Raw genomic sequence first — 597 nt, 5'->3', positions numbered from 1 at the left:
ACACCGACGGCACCCCCGCCTCCGAACAAGCCCTACCCCGCGCCACCACCACCAGAGAGCCACAACTCGCCCTCCGCGCAGGTGAGTTGCTGGTCCCCCGCCTGGTCCGTGCCGAACCACCCCCACTCGCGCCGCCCCAGGACGCGACCGGCGCCTGGCGGCTGGACGTGACGGAACCGGGCTCCCTGGACCGGCTCGCGCTGGTACCCGCACCCGACGCGACCAGACCACTGGAACCGGGAGAGGTACGGCTGTCGGTCCGCGCCGCCGGACTGAACTTCCGCGACGCGCTGGGCGCGTTGGGCATGTACCCGGGAGACGTGACGATCGGCACGGAGGCGGCCGGCGTCGTGGTCGAGACCGCGCCCGACGTGACGGACCTGGTGCCGGGCGACCGGGTGTTCGGACTGGTGACCGGCGGCATCGGCCCGCTGGCGACGGCGAACCGGCCGCTGCTGGCGCGGATGCCGGAGGGTTGGACGTTCGCGCAGGCCGCGACCATGCCCGTGGTCTACCTCACCGCCTACTACGGCCTGATCGACCTCGCCGCCCTCCGCCCCGGCCAGTCCATCCTCATCCACGCCGCGGCCGGCGGCG

The 597-nt window shown here is 74.0% G+C and carries 1 protein-coding gene; it reads left to right on the top strand.

Annotated features, from left to right (window positions below; translation table 11 throughout):
• Window positions 1-86 precede the first annotated feature (86 nt).
• The coding region (locus tag ABGB06_RS39425) for an alcohol dehydrogenase catalytic domain-containing protein (RefSeq protein ID WP_347600575.1) at window positions 87-597 on the top strand (511 nt) is incomplete at its 3' end.

The sequence above is a fragment of the Streptomyces sp. B6B3 genome, assembly GCF_039871525.1.
GTDB lineage: Bacteria > Actinomycetota > Actinomycetes > Streptomycetales > Streptomycetaceae > Streptomyces.
Note: the sequence above shows the minus strand (reverse complement) of the source record. Positions and strands in the feature narration are given on the sequence as shown.